The 17,522-nt window shown below is 68.4% G+C and carries 22 protein-coding genes; 9 read left to right on the top strand and 13 right to left on the bottom strand.

Annotation, left to right across the window (positions count from 1 at the left end):
- Window positions 1–6: 6 nt before the first annotated feature.
- The 5 genes from IAE60_RS11630 to trxC form a co-directional block, all read right to left on the bottom strand.
- Window positions 7–1,812 carry a sensor domain-containing diguanylate cyclase gene (locus tag IAE60_RS11630; RefSeq protein ID WP_187572369.1) on the bottom strand — a complete coding sequence of 602 codons (1,806 nt, stop codon included), beginning with the start codon at window positions 1,810–1,812 and terminating at the stop codon, window positions 7–9.
- 45 nt (window positions 1,813–1,857) lie between these two features.
- Complete coding sequence (locus tag IAE60_RS11625) at window positions 1,858–2,154, bottom strand: hypothetical protein (RefSeq protein ID WP_187572368.1); 297 nt, start codon at window positions 2,152–2,154, stop codon at window positions 1,858–1,860.
- 122 nt (window positions 2,155–2,276) lie between these two features.
- The gene (locus IAE60_RS11620) at window positions 2,277–3,071 is read right to left on the bottom strand and encodes an SAM-dependent methyltransferase (RefSeq protein WP_187572367.1); all 795 of its coding nucleotides are present in this window, start codon (window positions 3,069–3,071) and stop codon (window positions 2,277–2,279) included.
- A gap of 18 nt (window positions 3,072–3,089) precedes the next feature.
- Window positions 3,090–3,677, bottom strand: coding sequence for a GNAT family N-acetyltransferase (locus tag IAE60_RS11615; RefSeq protein WP_187572366.1), 588 nt, complete (start codon window positions 3,675–3,677; stop codon window positions 3,090–3,092).
- On the bottom strand, window positions 3,674–4,114 hold the full coding sequence (trxC, locus tag IAE60_RS11610; RefSeq protein WP_187572365.1) for a thioredoxin TrxC: 441 nt from the start codon (window positions 4,112–4,114) through the stop codon (window positions 3,674–3,676). Before trxC ends, IAE60_RS11615 begins: the two co-directional genes overlap by 4 nt.
- Between trxC and IAE60_RS11605 the strand changes: the two genes are divergently transcribed.
- Window positions 4,113–4,268: a hypothetical protein gene (locus tag IAE60_RS11605; protein ID WP_187572364.1), complete on the top strand. Its 156-nt coding sequence runs from the start codon at window positions 4,113–4,115 to the stop codon at window positions 4,266–4,268. The two genes, trxC and IAE60_RS11605, sit on opposite strands and share 2 nt — an antisense overlap.
- Before the next feature lie 46 nt (window positions 4,269–4,314).
- Here the strand turns inward: IAE60_RS11605 and IAE60_RS11600 are convergent, their stop codons facing one another.
- From IAE60_RS11600 to IAE60_RS11585, 4 genes are all read right to left on the bottom strand, one after another.
- Window positions 4,315–4,752 (bottom strand): hypothetical protein, encoded by a 438-nt coding sequence (locus IAE60_RS11600; RefSeq protein WP_187572363.1) that lies wholly within the window; start codon window positions 4,750–4,752, stop codon window positions 4,315–4,317.
- 181 nt (window positions 4,753–4,933) lie between these two features.
- Window positions 4,934–5,527: an RNA 2',3'-cyclic phosphodiesterase gene (gene thpR, locus IAE60_RS11595; protein WP_187572362.1), complete on the bottom strand. Its 594-nt coding sequence runs from the start codon at window positions 5,525–5,527 to the stop codon at window positions 4,934–4,936.
- A 113-nt stretch (window positions 5,528–5,640) separates the two neighbouring features.
- Entirely contained in the window at window positions 5,641–7,764 is a 2,124-nt protein-coding gene (locus tag IAE60_RS11590; RefSeq protein WP_244966558.1) for a M13 family metallopeptidase, read from the bottom strand.
- Window positions 7,765–7,942: 178 nt separating this feature from the next.
- Window positions 7,943–8,881, bottom strand: a complete 939-nt coding sequence (locus IAE60_RS11585) for an HDOD domain-containing protein (RefSeq protein WP_244966557.1) — start codon at window positions 8,879–8,881, stop codon at window positions 7,943–7,945.
- A 237-nt stretch (window positions 8,882–9,118) separates the two neighbouring features.
- On the opposite strand from IAE60_RS11585, the gene IAE60_RS11580 reads away from it, so the two are divergent.
- Window positions 9,119–9,574 (top strand): PA2169 family four-helix-bundle protein, encoded by a 456-nt coding sequence (locus IAE60_RS11580; RefSeq protein WP_185895949.1) that lies wholly within the window; start codon window positions 9,119–9,121, stop codon window positions 9,572–9,574.
- A 76-nt stretch (window positions 9,575–9,650) separates the two neighbouring features.
- Here IAE60_RS11580 and IAE60_RS11575 read toward each other — a convergent pair whose 3' ends face one another.
- Together IAE60_RS11575 and IAE60_RS11570 are read right to left on the bottom strand one after the other, a co-directional pair.
- Window positions 9,651–9,917, bottom strand: a complete 267-nt coding sequence (locus IAE60_RS11575) for a DksA/TraR family C4-type zinc finger protein (protein WP_187572360.1) — start codon at window positions 9,915–9,917, stop codon at window positions 9,651–9,653.
- Between the two features lie 95 nt (window positions 9,918–10,012).
- Window positions 10,013–10,939, bottom strand: a complete 927-nt coding sequence (locus IAE60_RS11570) for a M14 family metallopeptidase (RefSeq protein ID WP_187572359.1) — start codon at window positions 10,937–10,939, stop codon at window positions 10,013–10,015.
- A gap of 122 nt (window positions 10,940–11,061) precedes the next feature.
- Here IAE60_RS11570 and IAE60_RS11565 point away from each other — a divergent pair, with 122 nt between their 5' ends.
- Window positions 11,062–11,904, top strand: coding sequence for a class I SAM-dependent methyltransferase (locus IAE60_RS11565; protein ID WP_187572358.1), 843 nt, complete (start codon window positions 11,062–11,064; stop codon window positions 11,902–11,904).
- 185 nt (window positions 11,905–12,089) lie between these two features.
- A complete protein-coding gene (locus IAE60_RS11560) occupies window positions 12,090–12,956 on the top strand; it encodes an alpha/beta fold hydrolase (protein WP_187572357.1) in 867 nt (288 codons plus the stop codon).
- Between the two features lie 81 nt (window positions 12,957–13,037).
- Here the strand turns inward: IAE60_RS11560 and IAE60_RS11555 are convergent, their stop codons facing one another.
- Window positions 13,038–14,357: an alpha/beta hydrolase gene (locus tag IAE60_RS11555; protein WP_187574742.1), complete on the bottom strand. Its 1,320-nt coding sequence runs from the start codon at window positions 14,355–14,357 to the stop codon at window positions 13,038–13,040.
- 296 nt (window positions 14,358–14,653) lie between these two features.
- Here IAE60_RS11555 and IAE60_RS11550 point away from each other — a divergent pair, with 296 nt between their 5' ends.
- The 5 genes from IAE60_RS11550 (at window position 14,654) to IAE60_RS11530 (ending at window position 16,413) form a co-directional block, all read left to right on the top strand.
- Entirely contained in the window at window positions 14,654–14,809 is a 156-nt protein-coding gene (locus IAE60_RS11550; RefSeq protein WP_187572356.1) for a hypothetical protein, read from the top strand.
- Window positions 14,806–15,276: a YaiI/YqxD family protein gene (locus IAE60_RS11545; protein WP_187572355.1), complete on the top strand. Its 471-nt coding sequence runs from the start codon at window positions 14,806–14,808 to the stop codon at window positions 15,274–15,276. Before IAE60_RS11550 ends, IAE60_RS11545 begins: the two co-directional genes overlap by 4 nt.
- Window positions 15,277–15,284: 8 nt before the next feature.
- On the top strand, window positions 15,285–15,596 hold the full coding sequence (locus IAE60_RS11540) for a DUF6122 family protein (protein ID WP_187574741.1): 312 nt from the start codon (window positions 15,285–15,287) through the stop codon (window positions 15,594–15,596).
- A 278-nt stretch (window positions 15,597–15,874) separates the two neighbouring features.
- Entirely contained in the window at window positions 15,875–16,192 is a 318-nt protein-coding gene (locus IAE60_RS11535; RefSeq protein ID WP_162111364.1) for a YkgJ family cysteine cluster protein, read from the top strand.
- Window positions 16,193–16,203: 11 nt separating this feature from the next.
- Window positions 16,204–16,413: a hypothetical protein gene (locus IAE60_RS11530; protein WP_187572354.1), complete on the top strand. Its 210-nt coding sequence runs from the start codon at window positions 16,204–16,206 to the stop codon at window positions 16,411–16,413.
- Between the two features lie 16 nt (window positions 16,414–16,429).
- Here IAE60_RS11530 and IAE60_RS11525 read toward each other — a convergent pair whose 3' ends face one another.
- Entirely contained in the window at window positions 16,430–17,479 is a 1,050-nt protein-coding gene (locus tag IAE60_RS11525; RefSeq protein ID WP_187572353.1) for a S66 peptidase family protein, read from the bottom strand.
- Between the last annotated feature and the right edge of the window lie 43 nt (window positions 17,480–17,522).

Genomic DNA, 17,522 nt, shown 5'->3' with positions numbered 1-17,522 from the left:
CGAACGTTACGCGCCGAGGTGCTCGCTGCGTTCCCGCTGGGGCAGTTCCAGCACGTTGCTGGCGGCACGCACCGCTTCGCTCTCGTTCTCGTGCACGCACACGCGGTTCCGCCCCAAGTGCTTGGCACGGTAGAGCTGCCGGTCGGCATGGGAGAGCAGCCGTGCCAGGCTGTAGCCGGACTGCACGCTGGAAGTCACGCCGAAGCTGCCGGTGATGGCGAACACGTGGCCGGTTTCGCGGGTGTCGATCTGGGCCAGCCTCACGCGGCAATCCTCGGCCACGCGGGCGGCGGCGCGCAGGTCGCAGCCGTACATCAGGATGGCGAACTCCTCGCCCCCCAAGCGGCCCAGCACGTCGATGCGGCGGCAGAAGCCCTTGCTGGCCTCGGCCACTTCCTTCAACGCCCAGTCGCCGGTGCCATGGCCGAAGCGGTCGTTGATGTTCTTGAAGTGGTCCAGGTCGTACATGATCAGCGCGGCCTGTTCGCCGTTGCGGGCGCATTCGGCCAGCGCGCGCTCGGCGCGGATGGTGAAGTGGTGGCGGTTGCAGATGCCGGTCAGCGCGTCGGTCTCGGCCATCTTCTTCAGCGACAGCTGCACACGCTTGATCTTGAATGCCCAGTAGCCGATGGAGGCCACCAGCACGATCAGCAGCATGACGATCAGCCGGTTGTTCTGCGCCGCCTGCTGATCCACCTTGCGCTGGAGCTGCAGCACCTGGTTCTGCTGGTCCAGCAGGTTGATCTGCTGGTTCTTCTGAACGATCTGCTGACGCACCAACTGGTAGGCCAGTTCGCGCGTCTTGATCTCGTTGAGATACGCCTTGTCGGCCTCGGCGTATTTCTTGTACTGCTCCAATGCGCGAACGGGATTACCTTGGATGCTCGCGATTTCGTAAAGCACGCGATGTGCCATGACCAGCGGGAGTGAACCAGCGATCGAATCGCCCTGAGCGACTGCAGCTCGCGCGTGTTTCTCCGCCCCCTGGATATCGCTCATCTTCAGGCGATACTCGGCGAGCATGGAAAGATACTCGGCCACCAGCACCGGATAACCGGTCTTCTCCACACCCGGGAGGTGCTTCTCAAGCAAGGCGATGGCGCTGGCCGTCTTGCCTTCGCCATGCCATTTCCGGGCCAGGAACGTGCGGGAGAATCCTGCGAGCAAAGATTCATTCTCTCTCTCGCAGTGCTCGATGGCCCGAAATATCTGGTCTTCCGCCAACTCCTTACCTTGACCCTGCATCGACTCGATGATCAGGTTTTCAGCAATGCAACGATTCCGGCCCGAGGGACCGTCTCCAGCGACCTGGCTCGCGTACTCGCCCGCGAGCTTGAACTCGCCCACTCGGTTGTAGAGGATTCCGGCAGCCAGCAAGCCATGATGCCTGGCGGCGCGATCCTTCACTTCCGGTGCCAGAGGAAGCATCTCGTTCAGCGTACTCAGGCCTTGCTCGAACTTGCGATTGCCCGCATACGTGTTGGCCAGCATCGCTGCGGCCCGATACTTGATTTCCACGTCTTTGGCGCTTACCCGCACCTCTTCCAGATCGCGTATCGCAGAGTCTGGCTTTCCCTCAAGCAGATAGCCGTGCGCTCGCATGAGGCGAATCTTCATCCGCTCCTCGGGCGAAGACCTCTCCTCGAGGGCCTGAAGTTCGTTTAGTACTCTGAAGAACTCTTTCGGTTGCGACGTACGTATCGCATCCGCCTTTTCAAACAAGGCGTCGAATGACGCGCCCGCGTACGCGGGCGCCGCCAAGAAGAACGCGACCAGGGCCAGTAATCCGTACCGATGCTTGCTAGAACTCATCCTGTCAGCTCCACCTCATCGCGCTCCCGACCGAGCGAGGATCGACTACTCCTCGCGTTGCTCCTCACCGGGCTCGGGAACATCGTCCTGCTCCGGCAGATCCTGTTCTTCTGCACCATCCGGCGTCGCGATCATGCAGAACATCACGTCCCTGGCCTTCTCGAACTCGCAGATGGCCCGGATGTCACGGTCCAGCAGCGCCTGACGGGCCGCTACCGGGACATGGTACTTGTCCATCGCGGCGACGAAGTCGTCGGCCGACGCGCCCGCGAGATGCGGCGAGCCCCCAAGGGACTCCATGAAACGGATTAGATTCGACACGAACTCATTCCCCTGGATCAAGATGGATGACCCGGCGCTTTTCCGCCCTCCGACGGGCGGCCCCTTGCGCCAGCGCCGCCCTGGAACGGGCTGCGACCAGACAATACCTGCTTTCGAGGGGGTTCTCTACCTGTTTGAAGCACCTACCATCCGGATTGCCCCAGACCGGATAGTCGCCGTGAAACCGCCAGATTCGGTTCCATCCGGCGCGCGGGCGGTATGACCAAGGTCGTTTCAAGACGGAGTTCGGCCTGCAGCAGGTCCCCCAGCGCCAACCGCTCCATCCGGGGAGCCGCGATCGGCAGGGTGGCAGCCTCATAAGCGATGGCTTCGTCGGATAATACATACCCCTGCTCCTGGAGCAGGTCCAGCAGCACGGCGCGGAGCTCGGCACCCGTGGCGGAGAAGCGGGCCAGGGTCCTGTCCCCCGCCACCCCGATCTGCCACAAAATGAGGTAGGCCGAGGGATCGATCCGCCGCTTGTAGAACATGAACTGGCTGGCCTCGTAGTGTTGGCAGCCATAGGTGCCAGGATCGATCCCAAGGTCGGCATACAGGCAATCCTCGGCGGATACCGCGGCCTCCATGACCGCCTCGTATCCTTCTTCCCGTGCCTGAGCCACCGACCGGTGCGGCACGACGGCGAACACGCCAGGATGACCATAGAACGCGCCGCAGACGCGGCGTCCCGCCCGAACCTCCTCCATCATGGCCGCCACCATCTCGCGGTAGGTCTCGGTCCGCGGCTTGCCCTCGGCATAGAACGGCTGGAGGCTGCGCACATCCTGGTTCATGCCCTGTACCCAAAGCTCGACCAGCGGATCGGATACCGCCACAAACACCACGTCGGCTTCTTCGATATGACTGCGCGCGCGCGGCCCGATATGCGCGCCCAGCATCATGCCGGTGCCCACGCAGGCCAGACTCCCCTTCTTCATCTCATCCCCTGTTTCAGATTATTTGGATGGCGCAGTCATGGGCGCCCTCGTTTCCAGACCCCGGGCGCATTGCCAGCGCTGGCGGGTCCTCTCCCAGCGCACTTCCCCCTCCTTGCTCCCCTCGGCAGGAATGCGCCGGAAATCCAACTTCCGCATCAGACCTTCCGCGCCCCCGTTCACCGCCCGATGGCGGGTGAACACCGTGTCCACCCCACCCTCGGCGAACGCGAAGTCCATCAGCCGACGGATGATCTCGGTCGCGACACCCACATTGTGGTACTGCGGCCAGATCAACGCACCGATCTCGGAGCCTCCCTCCCGCGCGACCAGTGCAAGCAGACCCCATTCCTCGCCCGTCGAACGATCCACGACCACCCAGGCCTGATACCGGCCGTCCGTGCGCTGACTGAACGCCACCACTTTGTCAAAGGCGCTACGCGCTGCTACGGCTGCCATGGGCTCGCCGACGTGCCGCATGACCTCCTCGTCCGTGTAAAGCGCGATATAGAGCCCGTCGTCGTGCGCCTCCAGGGGGCGAAGCCGGAATCGAGCGGTTTCAAGCGGGGGCGCTCCCAGTGGCGAGGCAGCGACGATGCATCCACTCACCCCACCTGCCCCCTCGCCCAGCGCACGATCGCCTCCGCCGGCATCGCGCCGCTCTGGCGCGCGATCTCGCGGCCGCCCTGCAGCAGCACCATGGTCGGAATGCTGCGGATGCCGAACCGGTTGCCCAGTCCAGGGCTGGCCTCGGTATCCACCTTGGCCAGCCGCATCGCCGGTTCCAGCAACCCTGCGGCGCGCTGGAAGTGCGGCGCCATCTGCAGGCAGGGCCCGCACCAGGGCGCCCAGAAATCCACCAGCAGCGGCAAGGTGCTGCGCAGTGCGTGGCGATCGAAATCCGCTTCGCCCAGGGCCAGCGGCACGCCGGTGAACAACGGGTGGTGACAGCGTCCGCAGGCCGGCGCTTCCGCCAGGCGCGCTCGCGGCACCCGGTTCATCGCGGCGCAGTGCGGACAGGCGATCAGGGGGTCTTCGGCGCTCATGCCGGCATCCTACCGCCCGCGCGTCGGCCGCGTCACCGCGCGACGCGTCAGCCGCCCCCCACCGCGTCGCACGGCGGGCGCGCAACTGAGCCAGGGCGAAGCCCGGCAGCTCTACCAGGCGAAGCTGGACGTGCTGCGCACGGGCGAACGCTGATCGGCCCGACGCGGGGCCGCGCTCTTGGACGCGGCCCCGCGCGGAACTATTTCAGCTTCAACTGCCGGATCAGGTTGCTGCCCAGGATCTGCCGCATCTTGCCGCGATCGGCGTAGGCCGCGTTCGCCTGCGTCGTGCTCTGTCCGGTGACCTTGCTGGACACCGCTTCGGACCGGTCGCGAAGGCCGTCGAAGGCGGCCATGTTCGGGTACACGACGGTCAGGTAGAGATCCGGCTCGTCCGGCCGGCGCGCCTGCGTGGAGTACACCGCGTAGTCCAGGATGATGCCGGCCTCCTTCTGCGCCTCCATGACACGCTTGTACGGCCCCTGCAGGTGCGTCATGTAGTGGTCGAACTGGCCGTCCATGACCTTGACCGCGGTGACCTCCATCACCGGCCCTTCGGTATAACTGCGGTCCTGCGCGGACAGGGGGAGGCACAGCGCGCACAGCAGCAGCGCCCACAGCAATGGCAAGCGTTTCATGTCGGATTCCTCGTTGGGTGCTCACCGGATGATTCCGGGTGCCCAGCTGAACGCGGCGCGGCATCCTGCGCCGGCCATGCAACCAGAGGAATCCGGCGCCCGGCCGACGAACGCATCCCGGGGGCGACCCTGTATTACGCCGTTGCACCCCGCATCGCGTCGCGCCGCCCTGCGCGCCGGGCTAATCCGCCAGCGACCACTCGCCCAGGCACTGGTAGTCCGGCTCGCCCTCGATCCCCTGCAGCAGGTGCACGGCCTGCGGATGCAGCACCACCGGCGTCACGTCCACCGGCGCGGTGCGCGGGGGGACATAGGCCAGGGTCAGGTGTGGCACGAAGCTGCGGCCCAGCGGTTGCCGGAAGCCCGCCCGCAGCAGCCGTTGCTGCAACCCGCGCCAGAAGGCCACCACTGCCGGCGACGGATGCAGCGCCGCCAGCGTCAGGGCCGGGTTCTTCGGATTGCCCAGGCACAGCAGGTGGTCAAGCGTGATGCCCAGCGGCTCGGGTTGCCAGTCGCGCATGGCCTCACGCGCCGAGGCCACAAGGTCCTCGCGCGGCCCCTCGCTTTCGCCGAGGAAATGCAGGGTCAGGTGGTAGCGCTCCGGACGCACCCAGCGCGCCTGCGGATAGTCCGCCTTGAGGTCTTCGGCCCGGTGCCGCAGCGCCTCGCATTCGCCGGGCGATGGCACGAGCGCGAAGAACAGGCGATGCAACCGGCCCGGCTGCGGGCCGCCGAACAGATCGCCTTGCTGGGATGACGCGGGTGTGGCGGGCATGACGCAAACGGCGTGGGGACGACGACGATGGCCTGCATCATCGGCGCGATGTCCATGCCGTGCAACCCGCGGTGGGCGGGACGTGCGCGTCCCGTCTCTCTGCCCTCACCGCATCACCAGATCCGCACGCGGTCCTGCGGGGCGATGTACAGCGCGTCGCCGGGCTTCACATCGAAGGCGTCGTACCACGCATCGATGTTGCGCAGCGGGGCGAAGGCGCGGATGTGGCCCGGCGAATGCGTGCCGTTGACCAGCTGCTGGCGCAGCGCATCGTCGCGCCACAGGGTGCGCCATACCTGGCCCCAGCCCATGAAGAAGCGCTGGTCGCCGGTAAAACCGTCGATCACCGGCGCCGGCTTGCCGCCCAGCGAGCGGTGGTAGGCCTCCAGCGCGATGGTCAGGCCACCCAGGTCGCCGATGTTCTCGCCCATCGCCACACGGCCGTTGATGCGCATGCCCGGCAGCTGCGGGAACTCGTACGCCTCGTACTGCGCGCCCAGCTTGGCCGCCTGTACTTCGAACTTGGCCGCGTCCTCGGCCGTCCACCAGTCGCGCAGCACGCCCTGGCCGTCGGACTTGCGGCCCTGGTCGTCGAAACCGTGGATGATCTCGTGGCCGATCACGCCGCCGATGGCGCCGTAATTGACGGCCGGGTCCGCATCCGGGTCGAAGAACGGCGGCTGCAGGATCGCGGCCGGGAATACGATCTCGTTCTTCACCGAGTTGTAGTACGCGTTGACCGTCTGCGGGGTCATGCCCCACTCGCCCTTGTCCACGGGCTGGCCGATGCGGGCGCGGCGGAAATCCCATTCGAACTGGCCCGCACGCTGCGCATTGCCGAACAGGTCGCCGTTCTTCACCACCAGCGCGCTGTAATCGCGGTATGTGTCGGGGTGGCCGATCTTCAGGCCGAAGCCGGCCAGCTTGGCGTGCGCCTCGGCCTTGGTGGCCGGGCTCATCCAGGCCAGCGTGTCCAGGCGCGCGCCCATGGCCGCCTTCACGTTGGCGACCAGCGCATCCATCTTCGCCTTGGCCTCGGGCGGGAAGTACAGCTTCACGTAGTCGCGGCCGATCGCCTCGCCCATCGCGGATTCGGCGAAGGCCACGCCGCGCTTCCAGCGCTCGCGCTGCTGCGGCTGGCCGGACAGGAACTTGTCGCGGAATTCGTACTGCGCCACCGAGAAGTCCTTCGACAGCAGCGGTGCCGCATTGTCGGTCGCGTGGAAGGCCTGCCAGGCCTGCAGCGTGGCGATGTCGGTGTCGGCGAAGATCGCCGCGATCTTCGGGATGGCGCTGTCCTGACGGACCACGGCGCGGCCGGCGCCCTCGACGCCGGCGGCCGTGAAGAAGTCCGCCCACGGGAACCTCGGGGACTTCGTCGCGAACTCGGCCATCGCCAGCGGGTTGTAGGTCTTGTCGCGGTTGCGGCTCTCGGCGCGCGTCCAGTGCGCCTCGGCGATGTGGGTTTCCAGCGCCAGGATCGCCTTCGCGTTCTCCTGCGGCTTGTCCCAGCCGGCGAGCTGCAGCATCTGCGCGATGTAGGCCTGGTAACGCTCGCGCTGCGGCGCGAAGTTCTCGCGCAGGTACATCTCGCGGTCGCCCAGGCCCAGGCCACCCTGGCTCAGGTACAGCGTGTAGCGGTCCGGATCCTTCTGGTCGTCGCTGACGCCCAGGTTGAAGAACGTGTCGTAGAAGCTGCCGCGTCGTCCCATCAGCCTGGCCAGCGCGTTCCTGTCCGTCGCCGCACGGATGTCGGCCAGTACGGGTTGCAGCGGCTTGGCGCCCAGCGCATCGATCGTCGCCTCGTCCATGAAGCCCCGGTACAGCGCTGCGATCTTGGCCGCGTCTCCACCGGTGGCCGGATCGCCCAGCGCATAGCCTTCCACCAGCACGCGCAGGCGCGCTTCGGACAGGTCGCGCAGGATGGCGAAGCCGCCGTAGCTGGAACGGTCGGCCGGGATCTGGGTGGTATCCGCCCAGGTGCCGCTGACATAGCGGAAGAAGTCCGTGCCCGGCCTGGCCTGGCGGTCCATGCCCGCCGTATCGATGCCCCAGCTGCCGAAGCGCCTGGCGGCGATCGTCGTGCCGGCGGCCGCCGCGCCCCCGGCATCGGCTTCGGCGAACAGCGACTGCAGCGTGCAGGCGTCATCCAGGCACGCGCGGTCTTCGTGGGCCGCCAGCGGGGCGGCGGCGGCCAGGGCCAGCAGGGTGGCGACGGACAGCAGGGTCTTCTTCAAGGCGGATCTCCGTGGACGGGCGCGCGCGCGCAGCGCGCGCGCGTGCCCGACAGGATATCCGCGCCACCGGGATCGGCCCTGTGCCGGAAGAAATGGCAGGCGGGAGCATTCGCCCCGCCCGGCCAGGGTGATCCGCCCGCCCCCGCCTTCGCTCGATGCGCGCTGGCGACGGCGCCGCTCAGGCGGCATCCGCCTGCGGCACGCCCTCCAGTTCGGCACTGGCCTGCGCTGCCGCGGTTGCCAGAACCCGGGCCAGCGGCCCCATGGCCGCGGCACCCTGGTCGCGTTGCCCCGCCAGCGCCTCGATCACGGGCGCCGACAGACCCCAGGCACGGGCGATGGCACCGCCCATGCGGGGCGACCAGCGCTGGAGCAGCCGCTGCAGCGAGGGCGCATCGGGCAGCGCACCACCGGCGTCCGCGCAGGCATCGCGCAGTGCCTGCACCACGACGATGGCGCCCAACCCCTGCTGCAACGCCGCCAGCTGGGCGACGAACACCTGCTCCCTGCCGCTGGCGCGCGCCAGGCCGGCCGCGATTACCGCCGTATGCTGCGTGTGGTCCCAGATCAGGTGCGGCAGGCGTCCGAACACACCGCTCTCCGTCCGCATCACGGGCTGCATCAGCGCCACGGCCACGAGATGGCGCAGTCCTTCCACACCCACCACCGCCACGGCACGGTCCAGGCTTTCGATCGCCGCGGCATGCCGACGGTACAGTGCGCTGTTGGCCAGCTTCAGCAGGTTCGCCGCCAGCGCCGGATCGCGCGCGATGATGCCGGCGATGTCGCGGCCCGATGCGTCCGGATCGTTCAGGGCACCCAGCAACTGGGGCAACATCTGCGGTCGTCGCGGCAGGCGTTGCGGGTCGTCTGCGAAACGCGCGAGCGCGGCCCTGGCCACGCCGATGATGGGGAGACCCTCCTGGGGCGCCAGCGTGGGCACGCTCTCCACCCCGGCGAGTCTGAGCAGGGTGCCCGCCCATTCCTTCGGGATCTCGCTCCGCTCGCCACTCTCCGGCAGCCGGCCCTCTTCATACGCATTTGCCGGCGAGGCGGAAGACGGCGCGGTCGACCGCACCTGCCTCCACCAGCCCGTCATCTTCTTCAGCAGTGGCACGGCAGCCGCCATTCTTCTCCGGTCCGACGCCATTCTATCGGCCGTCCGGTGCCGGACTTGAACGCCTTGAACGGTCGTCGACGGAATGTGCTCACGTCCCCCTTACGTCCGCTTCGCAAAGCGCGCACGTTGGTGAACGGTTCCATCGCGCGGTCACGCGATGTTGATGCCGCGTGCGCCACGGTGTCCTGCACGGGCACCGCGACGTGTCCCACACATCCCCCCAAAGGAGTTCTGATGAACACGCAGAAGAAGATCCAGCATAGCCTCAACGACCTGATCGAGATCGCACGCGACGGCCACGACTTCTATACTGAAGCCGCAGGCAAGGTGAAGGATGCCGAACTGTCGGCGCTGTTCATGCGGATCGCCGGCGTCAAGCAGGACATCGTCACCCGCCTGAGCGCCGTGGTGGCATCCGCGGGCGGCAAGCCCGCCGAGCACGGCACGATGGTGGGCAGCATGCAGCAGTTCTACGGCAAGGTCCGCGCCGCACTGGGCGACACCACCTATGGCTACGTGGCCGAACTGGAGGAGTCCGAGGACCGCCTGCTGAAGGCCTTCAACGAGACCATCGGCGACGAGGACACCCCCGCCGCCGCGCGCGCCGAAGCTCAGGCGCTGCTGCCCAGCGTGCGCGAATGCCACAATGTCATGCGCGACCGCAAGCAGGTGCTCAAGCGCGCCAGCTGATCCCTGCAACGGCCGCAGAACGCAGAAGCCCCGCATCGGCGGGGCTTCTGCTTTGCGCATGGCGGCCGCTCACGCATCAGCGCAACTGGCTGTCCTTGCTGCCGCGGCGGTTGTAGGTCGCGGCACCCTGGCCCTCTGCGTCCGCCGCCTCCTGACAGGCCACGCACAGCCGCACGCCTGGCACCGCCTTCTGCCGCGCAGGGGGAATCGGCTTCTCGCATTCCTCGCAGCGGGTCAGGCTGGGGCCCTTGGGCAATGCACGGCGCGCACGTTCGATGCCGTCCTTGACGGTCGCGTCGATCTGGTCCTGCACGGCGCCATCGCCGGCCCATCCGGTTGCCATGGTCGTCTCCTCATGGATCCTGGTCGCCGGCCCAGCTTACGCCGCCGTCGACCCCCGATTTTCATGAAGCAGGATGGGGTCGCAACCGCCCCGCTTCAACCGTTCGCCAGCGCGTAGTCGATCGCCGCCACCACCGCCGCCACCTGGGCATCGTTGCACTGTTGCGGCGTGGCCTTCGGGCTGTCGGGATAGACCTCGGTGACGGTGGTGTAGCGCGCGTCGGTGATGCCGGTGCACAGGCCGAGCGATCTCACCGGATACTCGATGACGCCTTCGGCCACCACCGGCGAACCGATGATCTCGCCCTGCGCATCGGCCGGCGCGATGTGGGTGACGGCGGCGACCGCGGCGATCACCGCGCGCTGGAACTCCGGCTGCCGGCGCTCGCTGTCGTCCACCAGATAGAACCCGTCCGGGATCCCGCCCGGCTCGAACGGCTTGCCGTCGCGCGCGGCCAGCGCGGGCCGGAACTCGGATTCGTCGCTGTCGGTGGTTTCATGCAGGTCGATGTGCATCAGTACCCGCTCCCTTAGGGGCGCGACCAGGGCGATCAGCGCCGCCGATTCCTGCGCAGGACTGTCGGCGCGGAACGAACGGTTGGGATCCAGCGCATCGGCATTCCAGCGATGGATGCGCTCGTAGCCCCACGGACTGACGCACGGCACCACCAGCAGGTTGGCCTTGCCCGCGTAAGCTCCGGCGCGCTGCTCGAGGAACTGCAGCGCACCGTGCACGCCACTGGTCTCGTAGCCATGCACGCCGCCGGTGACCAGCATCGTGGGCAGGCCGTCGTCCCAGTCGCGGCTGCGGACGGCGTACAGCGGGTAGGTTTCGCCGGGACCGTAGTCGATCGTGCCGTACTGCTGCACGTCGAAACGCCCGCGCAACGCATCGATCGCCACGCCGACATCGTCCACGTAGCGGCGCCGCACGCGCTGCTGCGCGCGCCACTGGGCTTTTTCTGCCGCGCCCCAGGGCTGGCCCGGGGTACCGATGGGATGGAAGCGCGCTGGCAGGTTCATGGCGACGGCAAGGTGTGGACAAGGGGTCGGCACTATACCAGCGGGGTCCGCGATGCCCGCTGCCCTGTCATCCGCAGGCCATCGCGGCGAAAATGCGGACCTGCTACCTGCGCACGACGTCTATGCCCCGCTACGCCGGCCCCCTGCTCACCCGTGACACCGCCCTCGTCCTGCTTGCCGCCCGCGAGCGTGGCGAGGCGCGCTGGGCGGGCTCGCTCGACCTCGGACGCACCCAGGGCGAGGCGTTGCTGGAGGACGACGGCTGGCGCTGGCACGGCATCGCCTACCCGTATCCGGGCAAGCTCAAGGACCGGACGCTGTATTGGTGGGATGGTGAGGACTTCGCGCCGGTGTCGCGCTATGCGGGCTCGCTGATCAAGCTGGTGCCCACCGAATGGGGCGTGCCCACGTTCGAGATCGACGGCATCAAGATGCTTCCGACGTCGAGGGAGTCGCCGCTGGACGATGCGCAGCGCAAGGTCGCGCTGGTGGAGCCGCGGGGCAAGGTGGTGCTCGATACCTGCGGTGGCCTCGGCTACTTCGCCGCCTGCTGTCTGGCGGCCGGCGCCACGCGCATCCGTTCGTTCGAGAAGAACGGGGACGTGCTCTGGCTACGCACCCTCAATCCTTGGTCGCCGGACCCGGATGCGCCCGAACACGGTGGTCGCCTTGAACTGGCGCATGCCGATGTGTCGCATGCCATCAGGGACGTCCCGGATGCATCCATCGATGCCGTGCTGCACGACCCGCCGCGCTTCGGCATCGCCGGGGAACTGTATTCGCAGGCGTTCTACGACCAGCTGGCGCGCGTGCTGCGCCGTGGCGGCAGGCTGTTCCATTACACCGGCAGTCCCAACAGACTCACCAGCGGGCGTGACGTGCCGGGCGAAGTGGCGAAGCGGCTCGAGAAGGCCGGATTCAAGGCGCAACGGGCACTGGATGGCGTGGTCGGCCTGCGGCGCTGACGGCCTCCGTACCGGGCTTCAAGCCGGCTGACCGCGGCGTGGCGCCCGTAGGCCTGGGGCGGATGGCGTCGGTCGCCCGCGTGGTTCCGCTGGCCGCGCGGGACGGATAGAGTCGGAGCGACGCCTGGCGCAAAAACGGCAACCGGATGCCGACGCGCCCGGGCCTGTCCACCGCAAGGGTCATCATGCGTCACGACGACATCGTTCCTGCGTGGGAAGCGCTCGGCACCCGCCTCGAGGTCGACGGCGCGAACAGTCGCATCTGGCGGGAAGGCAAAGGGGAACCCGTGGTCTGCCTGCACGGCGTTCCCGCGTCGAGCTTCGTGTACCGCAAGCTGCTGCCCGAGCTGGCGACACGTGGCATGGAAGGCATCGCATTCGACTTCCCCGGCATGGGGCTCGCCGATCGGCCGGCGCATTTCGATTACACGTGGAGCGGCCTGGCACGCTGGACCCTGAAGGCCGTCGACGCTGCCGGCCTGGACTCAGTCCATCTGGTGGTCCATGACATCGGCGGCCCCATCGGGTTCGACGTCATCCGGCAGATCCCGGAAAGAATCCGTTCGCTCACCGTGCTGAACTCGCTGGTGAAGGTGGCGCGGTTCCGCCGGCCGTGGGTCATGCAGCTGTTCGTGTATCCCGTCGTCGGCGCCCTCTGGACCGCATCGACCCGGACACCGCTGATCATTCCCTTCATGCGCAGGATGGGGGTGCATGACGGCCCGCGCAATCAGGAACTGCGGGCTTACGGCGACCTGCTGACCAGGCAGGACGGCGGAGCTGCCTTCCGGAAGATCATGCGGGGATTCGAGCGAACGCCCGAGTTTGAGGGAAGAATCATCGCCGCTCTCCGCGGCAGGACGTTCCCCGCGCAGGTGATCTGGGGCGCGCAGGATCCCGCCCTGGACATGGCACGATTCGCGCCCGATCTGTGCGATGCGCTAGGACTGGAAGCGTGGCACCAGGTACGGGGCAAACACTTCCTGCAGGAGGATGCGCCTGCCGAGATCGCGCGACTCATAGCCCGTTACAGGGAACACGCGCCGCCTTGAGTGCGACCTCCTGCGATCGCATGCCGACGGCCCCGCGCTGCCGGGATCCGTCGCCGCCCGCCACCGGATCCTGCCGTCGCATCACGGCGGCGGCAGGATCTTCCAGAAGATGCCCGCGCCCAGCTTCACCGACTGCAGCGGTTTGCGCTGCGCGGCGGGCTGGTTGGCGCGGAACATCTCGCGGATGTCGCCCATCACCTTGTCCGATTCCATGAAGTAGGAATGCGCCAGCACGCTCTGGTCCACGCCGGAGACATCGATGGTGTCCACACCGGGCACCAGCACCACGCCTTCGCTGGTGTCGCCGGCGCGCGGGCCGCGGTTGACCTGCCTGGAGGCCTTCAGCGCCAGGTCCTCGGAGGAGGCGTAGAGGGTGACGCGTCCGCTGGCCTGGCGCAGGACGGGGGCCAGCTCGGTGCGGAAGACCTTCGCGTCGATGTCCGGCGCGGCCAGGATGATGCCGCGGAAGCGGCCGCGCAGGTCGGGCCGCTTCGCCACCAGGTTGCGCAACGCCTGGGTCAGCCCACGCGTGCCCATGCTGTGGCCGATGATGTAGAGGTTCTGCGCGCCCGAACGGTCGGCCATGTCGGCCAGGAAGCCTTCGATCATCGGCACCGAGCGCGCGATCGTCTGCTCATCGGTGAAGTAGCCCGCCAGTGCCGCCTGCGACGGCCAGCTGTAGAACACCGGCGCGCCATCGAAGCGCAGGTCGTACGCCAGCTGCGCCGTGCGCCGGGCGGCATCGCGGAAGCTGACGTTGTAGCCGTGCACGAAGACGAAGGCGTTGCGGCCACGGGATGCGCCCACGCGGTCGTACAGGCGGGCGAAGAATGGCGACTTCTCCAGCCGTGCCACGTCCTGCAGGATGACGTGCTGCTTGGGATCTTCCTTGAATTCCAGCAGGTACCAGCGCGGGGATTCCAGCTCGCCGGCCACGTGCGACTTCGGAATGCTGATGCGTGCCGTGCCGTAGGCCAGCTGGCGCGCCGGCGTGGCCGTGAAGCGGTCGCCCGGCGGCAGGCTGGCGAACGTCGCCGCAGGTGTGCGGTTGGTGGCGTAGAACACGTCGACGTTGACGAAGTCCTGTCGCGGCGGCCTGCCGGGCTGCGCGGCTTCGCGTTCACGCGCCGCCCGCTCGGATGCCTGCCGCTCGGCATCCGCCGCACGTTCCTGCCGGGCGCGGGCTGCCGCTTCCGCGGCGGCCCGTCTCGCGGCCTCGGCGCGCGCAGCAGCTTCGGCGGCGCTGCTGGGTGGCGGTGGCGGTGGCGGTGGCGGTGGCGGTGGCGGTGGCGGTGGCGGTGGCGGTGCCGGGATCTCCTCGGGTGGAGGCGGCGGCAGCTCCTGGACGACACGTTTCGAACAGCCGGCCAGCACCAGGGCCGCCAGCAACAGGCAGAGCATTCGCCGCATTGATCACCCCATCGAAAGACGCCATGGCCGTCCACGTCCCCCGGGACGGCCCGCGCGGTGATGGTATAGCAGCCCGCAGGGGCGGCGCGAACCTCGGCGCCCCTGCCTCCTGGGCGGCCTGCCCGCGCATTCCGGCGACCTGGCGGGTGGCCGCGGCGGCGCGAAGGCCTTGAAAACAGGCGCTGAGGCCCTTTCCCTCGCACGCCCAACGGTAATGCGGGCTATCGTGTACGCCTGCGGACCGCGCTCCTGATCCGTCTCCCCTTTCCTCCGGATACCCTCTGCCCATGGCAAAACCCAACTACTCCTTCGAAAAACGCCAGCGCGAACTGGCCAAGAAAAAGAAGAAAGACGAGAAGGACGCCAAGAAGCGGGCCGAGCGCGATGCCGCCCGCCCCGACGCCGATCCCGCCGCGACCGGATCCGACGCCGCCTCCGAATGAGTGAGGGCATCCCTACGCCGCCGCAGGTCTGGGTGGATGCCGACGCCTGCCCGGGCCCCGTGAAGGAGATCCTGTTCCGCGCCGCCGAGCGCGCACAGGTGCAGGTCACCCTGGTCGCCAACCAATGGCTGCGTACCCCGCCCTCGCGCTTCATCCGCGCGCTGCAGGTGCAGGGGGGCTACGACGTGGCCGACGATGCCATCGCCGAGCGGGCGCGCAGCGGCGACCTGGTGGTGACCCAGGACATCCCGCTGGCGGCGCGCGTGCTGGCCAACGGCGCCCAGGCGATCAACCCGCGCGGGGACTGCTACACGTCCGACAACATCGCCGAGCGCCTGTCGATGCGGAACTTCATGGACGAGCTGCGCGGCGCCGGCGTGCAGACCGGCGGCCCGGCCGCGTTCAACGCGCGCGACCGCCAGGCGTTCGCCAGCCAGCTGGACCGCTGGATCGCCTCGCGACGCTGATGCCTGAACTGGAGTTCCGTCCCGTATTCCACCTGCTGCTGCACGTCATCGTGCCGCTGGCAGTAGCACGCCTGGTCTGGCCGAAGGACTGGAAGCGCGCGGCGCTGTGGATGCTCGCTGCCTGGGTGATCGACCTCGATCATCTGCTCGCCGACCCGGTCTACGCACCCGGCCGCTGCAGCCTGGGCTTCCACCCGCTGCACACCTGGCCGGCCATCGCCGTGTATGCGGGCCTGAGCGTGCCGAAGAAGACGCGCTGGTTCGGCGTCGGCCTGCTGATCCACATCGTGCTGGACGGCATCGACTGCCTGCTGATGTAGCGCCTCCACCCCGCGCGCCGGGCCGGAATCTGACCGGCGCGTTCAGGTCCGGGCGTCCCTGGCGGGCGCCGGGGGCCGCAAGCGCGTAGGATGGCCGGGCTTAACTCTTTGCGTCCCGTCCGACCGCCGACAACGTTCGCCCGCTGCGCTTTCCTCCATGCGTCAGGCCCCGCCGGGCAGACGCCCTTCCGGGAGCGCCCGATGCCGGCCACACCGTTATCCCTCGTTTCCCGTCCCGTGGCGGGCGCCGCCTCATCGCGTCGCCCCCCGGTGCCCGAATGAACGCCGTCGCCGTCCCCGCGGTCCCGCTGTGCGCGCGCTGCGACGCGGTGTGCTGCCGCCTGACCGTGGTGCTGCAGCCGGAAGATCGCATTCCCGCGCACCTGACCACGCATACCGATGCCGGGCTGCACGTGATGGCGCGCGACGAGGAAGGCTGGTGCGTGGCCATCGACGCCGCGCACATGCACTGCTCCATCTATGCCACACGCCCGGACACCTGCCGACGCTTCGTGATGTCCGGCCCCTACTGCCGCGACGTGCGCGAGGACTACCTCGACCGCACCTCGCGCGGCATCCCTCTCATCTTGTACTGACAGGAGCCCCCATGGCCCGCCCCCGCAAGACCACGCCGGATGGCGTACCCGCAACCGATGCCTCCCGCGGCGCCAGCCGCGCCTTCGCGCGCCGCTCCGCCGGTGATCGCGGCGCCCTGACCCACGATGTCATCGCCGCGGACCTGGACACCTTCCGCCAGGCCGGTGGCACCATCGAGGTCCTGGGCACCACGCTGTCCTGGCGGAAGAAAGCCGTCTAGCGCCGCCTGACCGGGGCTAACCCGCGAACACCGGCTCCAGCATCCGGAACGTGCCCGCGTCCGCGTCCATTTCCACCCGGCCGCCGACCGGCACGATGAACTGCTGGCGGATGTGGCCGATCATCGCGCCTCTGTAGGCGGGTACCTTCAGCGGCTTGAAGTAGTCGTCGAAGATCTGCGGCAGCGTCAGCGAGCCGTAGCCGTTGCCCGGGTCGCACTCGGTGCACTCGCCGAAGATCACGCCGGCCACCTGGTCCAGCGCACCCATCAACCGCAGCGTGCTGAGCATGCGGTCGATGCGGTACGGCGCTTCGGACACGTCTTCCAGGAACAGGATCTTGCCGCGGAAATCCGGCAGGTACGGCGAGCCGGCCAGCGCCACCAGCACCGACAGGTTGCCGCCCACCAGTTCACCCTGCGCCTTGCCGCCGGTGATGGTGACCGTACGGTTGCGTCGCTGCACCAGTTCGTCGCCCTTGTCCGCGCTGTTGCGGTATTCCATCTGTTCGCGCTGGAAGAACACGCGGCGGAACTGGTCCGCATTGAAGCTGTTCCAGCTGCCGATGCCGATGGGGCCGTGGAAGCTGACCAGTCCGGCCTGCGACAGCAGCGCGTTGTGCAGCGCGGTGATGTCCGAATACCCGAGCAGGATCTTCGGATGGCGGCGGATCGCCGCGTAGTCCAGCAGCGGCAGCAGGCGCGCCGCGCCGGAACCGCCGCGTGCGCAGACGATCGCCTTGACCTCGCGGTCGGCGAACATCGCGTTCAGGTCGCCCGCGCGCTCGGCGTCGCTGCCGGCCAGATGCCCGCGGCGGGCGCCCAGGTGCGGCCCCACCTTCACCTTCAGGCCCAGGGCCTCCATCGCTTCCTGCGCCAGCTGCAGGTCCAGCGGCTCGTCGGTGGCGGCGGACGGGCTGACCAGGCCGATGGTATCGCCGGGATTCAGTGCCGGCGGCAGCAGGCGCCTGCGCGGCGCCGCCGCGAACGCCTGCGCGCCGCCGACCCACGGCAGCATCAAGGACGTGGCGGCCAGTGCCGCGCTCCCGAGGAAATGTCGTCTTTGCATGGTGCTGCCTGTCGATGGACTGCAGGCAGCTTAACAAGCCGGC

The sequence above is a fragment of the Pseudoxanthomonas mexicana genome (assembly GCF_014397415.1).
Classification (GTDB): domain Bacteria; phylum Pseudomonadota; class Gammaproteobacteria; order Xanthomonadales; family Xanthomonadaceae; genus Pseudoxanthomonas_A; species Pseudoxanthomonas_A mexicana.
This window is presented reverse-complemented; position numbering and strand designations above follow the sequence as displayed.

Excerpts from the sequence above, each read along its gene's own strand:
- IAE60_RS11630 (WP_187572369.1), bottom strand. The coding sequence starts at position 1,812 with ATGAGTTCTAGCAAGCATCGGTACGGATTACTGGCCCTGGTCGCGTTC.
- IAE60_RS11620 (WP_187572367.1), bottom strand. The coding sequence starts at position 3,071 with ATGAAGAAGGGGAGTCTGGCCTGCGTGGGCACCGGCATGATGCTGGGC.
- IAE60_RS11605 (WP_187572364.1), top strand. The coding sequence starts at position 4,113 with ATGCCGGCATCCTACCGCCCGCGCGTCGGCCGCGTCACCGCGCGACGC.
- trxC (WP_187572365.1), bottom strand. The coding sequence starts at position 4,114 with ATGAGCGCCGAAGACCCCCTGATCGCCTGTCCGCACTGCGCCGCGATG.
- IAE60_RS11600 (WP_187572363.1), bottom strand. The coding sequence starts at position 4,752 with ATGAAACGCTTGCCATTGCTGTGGGCGCTGCTGCTGTGCGCGCTGTGC.
- thpR (WP_187572362.1), bottom strand. The coding sequence starts at position 5,527 with ATGCCCGCCACACCCGCGTCATCCCAGCAAGGCGATCTGTTCGGCGGC.
- IAE60_RS11580 (WP_185895949.1), top strand. The coding sequence starts at position 9,119 with ATGAACACGCAGAAGAAGATCCAGCATAGCCTCAACGACCTGATCGAG.
- IAE60_RS11575 (WP_187572360.1), bottom strand. The coding sequence starts at position 9,917 with ATGGCAACCGGATGGGCCGGCGATGGCGCCGTGCAGGACCAGATCGAC.
- IAE60_RS11570 (WP_187572359.1), bottom strand. The coding sequence starts at position 10,939 with ATGAACCTGCCAGCGCGCTTCCATCCCATCGGTACCCCGGGCCAGCCC.
- IAE60_RS11565 (WP_187572358.1), top strand. The coding sequence starts at position 11,062 with ATGCCCCGCTACGCCGGCCCCCTGCTCACCCGTGACACCGCCCTCGTC.
- IAE60_RS11560 (WP_187572357.1), top strand. The coding sequence starts at position 12,090 with ATGCGTCACGACGACATCGTTCCTGCGTGGGAAGCGCTCGGCACCCGC.
- IAE60_RS11555 (WP_187574742.1), bottom strand. The coding sequence starts at position 14,357 with ATGCTCTGCCTGTTGCTGGCGGCCCTGGTGCTGGCCGGCTGTTCGAAA.
- IAE60_RS11550 (WP_187572356.1), top strand. The coding sequence starts at position 14,654 with ATGGCAAAACCCAACTACTCCTTCGAAAAACGCCAGCGCGAACTGGCC.
- IAE60_RS11545 (WP_187572355.1), top strand. The coding sequence starts at position 14,806 with ATGAGTGAGGGCATCCCTACGCCGCCGCAGGTCTGGGTGGATGCCGAC.
- IAE60_RS11535 (WP_162111364.1), top strand. The coding sequence starts at position 15,875 with ATGAACGCCGTCGCCGTCCCCGCGGTCCCGCTGTGCGCGCGCTGCGAC.
- IAE60_RS11530 (WP_187572354.1), top strand. The coding sequence starts at position 16,204 with ATGGCCCGCCCCCGCAAGACCACGCCGGATGGCGTACCCGCAACCGAT.
- IAE60_RS11525 (WP_187572353.1), bottom strand. The coding sequence starts at position 17,479 with ATGCAAAGACGACATTTCCTCGGGAGCGCGGCACTGGCCGCCACGTCC.